At 61.4% G+C, this 6,000-nt stretch carries 6 protein-coding genes and 1 pseudogene; 3 read left to right on the top strand and 4 right to left on the bottom strand.

What is annotated here, in order from left to right; genetic code table 11:
* Positions 1-295: pseudogene (locus AWB65_RS26475) on the bottom strand (DDE-type integrase/transposase/recombinase); the annotation flags it as partial.
* Positions 296-919: 624 nt separating this feature from the next.
* Here AWB65_RS26475 and AWB65_RS26470 point away from each other — a divergent pair.
* Both AWB65_RS26470 and groL read left to right on the top strand, forming a co-directional pair.
* On the top strand, positions 920-1,210 hold the full coding sequence (locus AWB65_RS26470) for a co-chaperone GroES (protein ID WP_087669983.1): 291 nt from the start codon (positions 920-922) through the stop codon (positions 1,208-1,210).
* A 107-nt stretch (positions 1,211-1,317) separates the two neighbouring features.
* Positions 1,318-2,958: a chaperonin GroEL gene (gene groL, locus AWB65_RS26465; protein WP_087669982.1), complete on the top strand. Its 1,641-nt coding sequence runs from the start codon at positions 1,318-1,320 to the stop codon at positions 2,956-2,958.
* 111 nt (positions 2,959-3,069) lie between these two features.
* Here the strand turns inward: groL and AWB65_RS26460 are convergent, their stop codons facing one another.
* Genes AWB65_RS26460 through thiD form a run of 3 tightly spaced genes read right to left on the bottom strand, consistent with a single transcriptional unit; the run spans position 3,070 to position 5,205 of the window.
* Positions 3,070-3,444: a hypothetical protein gene (locus AWB65_RS26460; protein WP_087669981.1), complete on the bottom strand. Its 375-nt coding sequence runs from the start codon at positions 3,442-3,444 to the stop codon at positions 3,070-3,072.
* A 56-nt stretch (positions 3,445-3,500) separates the two neighbouring features.
* Positions 3,501-4,277, bottom strand: coding sequence for a DUF72 domain-containing protein (locus AWB65_RS26455; RefSeq protein ID WP_087669980.1), 777 nt, complete (start codon positions 4,275-4,277; stop codon positions 3,501-3,503).
* Between the two features lie 28 nt (positions 4,278-4,305).
* Positions 4,306-5,205: a bifunctional hydroxymethylpyrimidine kinase/phosphomethylpyrimidine kinase gene (thiD, locus tag AWB65_RS26450; RefSeq protein WP_087669986.1), complete on the bottom strand. Its 900-nt coding sequence runs from the start codon at positions 5,203-5,205 to the stop codon at positions 4,306-4,308.
* A gap of 355 nt (positions 5,206-5,560) precedes the next feature.
* Between thiD and AWB65_RS26445 the strand changes: the two genes are divergently transcribed.
* The gene (locus tag AWB65_RS26445; RefSeq protein ID WP_087669979.1) at positions 5,561-5,731 is read left to right on the top strand and encodes a rubredoxin; all 171 of its coding nucleotides are present in this window, start codon (positions 5,561-5,563) and stop codon (positions 5,729-5,731) included.
* The last annotated feature ends 269 nt before the right edge of the window (positions 5,732-6,000 follow it).

The raw sequence follows: 6,000 nt of genomic DNA, 5'->3' as shown, positions 1-6,000 counted from the left end.
TCGGTCAACTGCGCGGTAAAGATAGGTCCATTTGCCACGGATCTTCACATAGGTCTCGTCGACTCGCCACGACTGACTGGCCGCCGCGGCGAACCGATTCCAGCGTTTGACAAACTCCGGCGTGTAGCGCCTCACCCAGCGCATGATCGTCGTGTGGACCGCGCTCCGCCATCATTTCAGCAAGATCTCGGAAGCTCAGCTTGTAGCGCAGGTTCCAGCGCACGCAAAGGATGATGACTTCGCGGTCGAAATGACGCCCATTGAACAACCCGTCGATGTCCTTCAGCTTGCTCATTGGCTCGTGCTGGTCAAAAGATCGAGCGTAACAGACCGACGCATCGGAATTGCACCACGACCCGTCCGACTTCCTCGGTCGGCGACACTCGTCCGCCGCGCCATCTTTCCATCAGTTGTAATCGTGCACTACGCTGCCGGCGCGTGTCTCAACGCGGTTTTCCACATGGCTGCACCTGCCTCCAGAGCTCCAAGGGCACAATCAGTAGCCACACTCCGGAAAGGCCATTACGGGCGTCGTCGCTGAATGGAAGAGTAAACCCGTATTTAGGGCGCAATGTTCGTCTTCCATTGTTTCCTTTGTTGCGCGAAGACGCTCATCTGGGGCAGGACTCGTCCCTGACCGCAGTCATGGCGCTCGGTGTCATCTAGTTGATATTTCCGGAATTTTTCCTGTCTTCGTTCTAAAGACAGTTCAACGTTGGATGAACATCGTTCAACGTTCGATGAATTTGACAATAAAGAACCGGCACACAATCAATCCCTCCTTGAAATTGTTCAAACCCGTCCATATAATTGGCACTCACCGCACGAGAGTGCTAACAAGTTTTTCCGACGGTCGGCGAGAGCCGCACCGAACGGGTGTCCCGCGTTTCTTCAGTCTCAATTCAAGAGAGGAGTGTGTATGAACCTTCGTCCTTTGCACGATCGCGTCATCGTCAAGCGTCTGGATCAGGAAACCAAGACTGCCTCGGGCCTCATCATCCCCGAAGCGGCAGCCGAAAAGCCGGATCAAGGCGAAATCCTGGCCGTCGGCCCGGGCAAGCGCGATGACAAGGGTACGCAGAACGCCCTCGACGTCAAAGTGGGCGACCGCGTGCTGTTCGGTAAATACGCCGGCCAGACCGTCAAGGTCGACGGGCAGGAACTGCTCGTGATGCGCGAAGAAGACATCATGGCCGTCCTGGTCAAGTAACGACGCTATTAGTAGGTTCGGCCCGAAGCGCCCCGCGGCGATCGACACAGCTCTCGCCGCAGCGCTCACAGAACCGATACAACTGAAACGAATCAAGGAGTTTGGATATGGCAGCTAAAGAAGTCGTATTTGGCGATTCCGCACGCGCAAAGATGGTCGAAGGCGTGAACATCCTGGCTAACGCAGTCAAGGTCACGCTGGGTCCGAAGGGCCGCAATGTCGTGCTCGAGCGCAGCTTTGGCGGCCCGACGGTCACGAAGGACGGTGTCTCGGTCGCGAAGGAAATCGAACTGAAGGACAAGCTCCAGAACATGGGCGCGCAAATGGTCAAGGAAGTGGCTTCCAAGACCAGTGACAACGCCGGCGACGGCACCACGACGGCTACCGTCTTGGCCCAGTCCATCGTTCGCGAGGGCATGAAGTACGTCGCGTCGGGCATGAACCCGATGGACCTGAAGCGCGGCATCGACAAGGCTGTCACGGCCGCCATCGAAGAACTGCGCAAGATCAGCAAGCCCTGCACGACGAACAAGGAAATCGCTCAGGTCGGCGCGATCTCGGCGAACAGCGATTCGTCGATCGGCGATCGTATCGCTGAAGCGATGGACAAGGTCGGCAAGGAAGGCGTGATCACGGTTGAAGACGGCAAGTCGCTGGAAGACGAGCTGGACGTCGTGGAAGGCATGCAGTTCGACCGCGGCTACCTGTCGCCGTACTTCATCAACAACCCGGACAAGCAAGTCGCGCTGCTCGAAAACCCGTTCGTGCTGCTGCACGACAAGAAGGTGTCGAACATTCGTGACCTCCTCCCGGTACTGGAGCAAGTCGCGAAGGCTGGCCGTCCGCTGCTGATCATCGCTGAAGACGTCGAAGGCGAAGCGCTGGCTACGCTGGTCGTGAACAACATCCGCGGCATCCTGAAGACGGTTGCCGTCAAGGCTCCGGGCTTCGGCGACCGTCGCAAGGCGATGCTCGAAGACATCGCGATCCTGACGGGCGGCCAAGTGATCGCCGAGGAAACCGGCCTGACGCTCGAAAAGGCGACGCTGGCTGAACTGGGTCAGGCGAAGCGCATCGAAGTGGGCAAGGAAAACACGACGATCATCGACGGCGCAGGCGAAGCCGGTACGATCGAAGCGCGCGTGAAGCAAGTTCGCACGCAAATCGAAGAAGCAACGTCGGACTACGACCGTGAAAAGCTGCAAGAACGCGTGGCGAAGCTGGCCGGCGGCGTGGCAGTGATCAAGGTCGGCGCTGCGACCGAAGTCGAGATGAAGGAAAAGAAGGCACGCGTCGAAGACGCCCTGCACGCAACGCGCGCAGCGGTGGAAGAAGGCATCGTGGCTGGCGGCGGCGTTGCGCTGATCCGCGCTCGCAAGGCCATCGAAGGCCTGAAGGGCCTGAACCCCGATCAGGACGCAGGCATCAAGATCGTGCTGCGCGCGATGGAAGAGCCGCTGCGCCAGATCGTCACGAACGGCGGCGAAGAAGCCAGCGTCGTGGTGGCTGCAGTTGCAGCCGGTGAAGGCAACTACGGCTACAACGCGGCAACCGGCGAGTACGTCGATCTGGTCGACGCCGGTGTCGTCGATCCGACGAAGGTGACGCGCACGGCCCTGCAAAACGCGGCATCGGTGGCAGGCCTGCTGCTGACGACCGACTGCGCAGTCGCAGAACTGCCGAAGGAAGATGGTCCGATGGGCGGCGGTATGCCCGGCGGCATGGGCGGCATGGGCATGGACATGTAAGACTGGCTCGCGCCGGTTTGCATGGACGGCGCGGGTTTCATGTTTCCTGAAACCCGCGCCAGTCGAAAAAAAACCCACAGCGATGTGGGTTTTTTTTATGCGCGAACGGTTTTACTTCGACTGCGCGCGCATCTGTTCGGCGACTGCCTTGTAGTCGTAGGTCGGATAGAACTCGGTCTTGTAGCCGCCCCACGCGGTGTTCTCGATCGCGCGGTTCACCTCACGCAGGCGATCGGCCGGCACGCGCAGCGTGACCACCTGGCCGATGCCCATCATCGCGTACCACGACACCACCTCTACGCCCGGCGGCGGAAACGCCTTGAAGTAGCCTTGCTCCTTCAACTGCTCGTTGATTTTCGGCAGCGGCTTCGACTGATCGTGTTTCCGGAAAATCGTCAGGAGAAAGGTGCCGTCGCCGGCGGGCGTGGCGTTGGGCGGGGCGTTTGTGCCCCTACGGGAAACGCGGCGCCCAGCATTGCGACGCAACTTAAAGCTCCGATCCACCTGCGCATCGAACCCTCCTCAACGGATAAATCGAAACGTTACTTGTGGTGCAGCCGCAAGCGTTCCATCAGATGCAATGCGTTCGGCTGCGCGGCGCCCGCGGCCGTGTTGTCGAAGACGCACCACACTTGCGCGCCTTTCTTCGAGCGCTGTTGCAGCGTGCGAGCGAGTTCATCGAGATAGGTGTAGTCGTACGACGATTTGTACAGTTCCGGCGAGCCGTGCAGCCGCACGTACACGAGCGACTCGTCCGCGCGATGCCCGATCTCGCAATCGTCGGGGATTGGATCGGCATCGACGTACGCGATATGCGCCGACTTCAGCAGCGCCGCCGCCTCGGTCGAAAACCAGCTCGGATGGCGCGCCTCGAATGCCACGGGCAGTGGCGTGCGCTCACGCAACGCCGTGAAAAACGCCTGCGCGACCTCCGCTTCGAACGCGAGACTCGGCGGCAACTGCACGAGCCAGCAGCCGAGCCCGTCGCCGAGTTGGCCTGCCGCCGCGAGGAACTCGTCGATCAACGCCTCGCAGCCGACGAGCCGCGCATCGTGCGTGATTGCCTTCGGCACTTTTACCGAAAAGCGAAACGACGCGGGCACGCTCAACGCCCAGTTGGCGTAAGTGTCCGCGCGATGCGGCTTATAAAAGCTGGAGTTGATTTCGACGCAGGTCAGCACCTGCGCGTAGCGGTCGAGGTGCGAGCCTTCGCCCGGAAAGTGGGAGCCGACGGCGCTCGTCAAACCCCAGCCCGCGCAGCCGACGCGAATCGCGCCTTGTTGAATCGCCTTGTGAAGGTGGGGCAGTCGATACGGCATGCGCTCTCAACGCCTCATCGTGGTCGGGTTAATGACGCGCCTCGCCGGGCGCGGAGGGCGGCGGAACTTCAGCGATGGCATCGGGGGCGGCGCCGTCTGCGCCGTCTTCCGCGGTTTCGTCCATGTCGTTCGAGCGCGCCCAGAAAAAGCGATCCGGCAGATACGCACCCATGCCGGGACGGAACGCGGCGCGCGTCGCCTGGAACAGATACTCCTGCGCCTCGCGCGCGGCTTCGGCCGGCTCCTGGCCGTTCGCGAGCAGCGCCGCGATCGCCGAGCCGAGCGTGTCGGTCAGGCCCATCACGCGATTCGGGCCGCGGTCCCACAAATCCTGTCGCACCTGGCCTTCCTCGCTGTACAGCGTGTTGACGTGCCGATGCGTGCCCGTTTCCGTCGCGAGGATGTATTCGCAGCCCTGTGCCAGCAAGTGCGAAATCGCGGCGTCAAGTGTTGGCGCTTCGGCGTCGCCGTCCGGCTGCGCGAGTTGCAGCAGTGTGGCGTGATCGGCTACCAGCATGGTCGTTTGCGGCACGAGCAGGTCGGCGAGCGATTCGCGCAGTTCGTCGGCGGAAAGCACGTGTTCATCGTCGAGGGTGAAATCGGGGGCGAGGATCAGCGGGATGTCGTCGTAATCCGCGACCACTTCCGCGATCGCGCTCACGACTTCCGCACGGGTCGCCGCACCGATCTTGAAGGCGGCGATCGGCATGTCCTCCAGCAACATGCGCGCCTGGGTCGCGACGGTATCGGGGTCGAGGCTCGTGACTTCGTCGGTGGTGGCGGAATCGCGCACCGTGTAGCCCGTCAGTACGGAGACGCCGTGGCAGCCCATGCTCGCGAGCGTCAGCAAGTCCGCTTGCAGGCCGAAGCCGCCGGTCGGATCGGAGAGGCCAAAGGTGAGAACGATCGGAGGTGTGTCGCTGGGCATCGCAAAAGCAGGCATGGAGTAGGAAAAGCGCAAAAAAGCGGATGATGCAGGCGCGGCGAACGGTTGCGCGCACCACGGCCAAAACGGTGCAAACGGTTCGATTATGCGGCCTAATGACGCGAGACGGGGCGCGACCGGGGTATGTTTGCGTACATTTCTCCGAGGATATGACAATCGGCCAAATGCCTGCATGCGCCACGCCGCGGCCTTCAACGCGCGGTATGATTTCGCGCGTTGCACCGTGCACTTGCGGCAGACCCTTGGCCGCCGGTCAAGCCCGTTTGCTAGGCATCGCGGCGGCAACACGGTACCATCATGTCCTTAATTTCAACCGACCATTCGACTCGGCATAAGCATGGAATACAGAAGCTGGATGTGCCTGATCTGCGGCTGGATCTACGACGAAGAAGCCGGCCTGCCCGAAGAGGCGATCGTGCCGGGCACGCGCTGGGAGGACGTTCCGATCAACTGGACCTGTCCCGAGTGCGGAGCCCGCAAGGAAGACTTCGAGATGGTCCAGATCTGAGCCGGTATTGCGAGCCGGCATCGATGCCGCGCCGCATGACTTCACTGTCATGCGGCGCGTGTTTTTTGGCGTCCCGCTTTTGTTGCGATGATGGAAACGTTGGCGGCCGCTGACGGCAAACGTTCGAACCCCATTCGATGCTTTTAGGCTTACGCTTCTGGTGTGGGCCCCTAGCCTGACGAATGCGGGCTGAAACAAAGCGGGCAAGTACCGGCTGGTCTGATCGGTCCGGCTCAACGATGATGCATTTCGACCCGCGTGCGGCCCGT

Source organism: Caballeronia humi, from assembly GCF_001544475.1.
Classification (GTDB): Bacteria; Pseudomonadota; Gammaproteobacteria; order Burkholderiales; family Burkholderiaceae; genus Caballeronia; species Caballeronia humi.
This window is presented reverse-complemented; position numbering and strand designations above follow the sequence as displayed.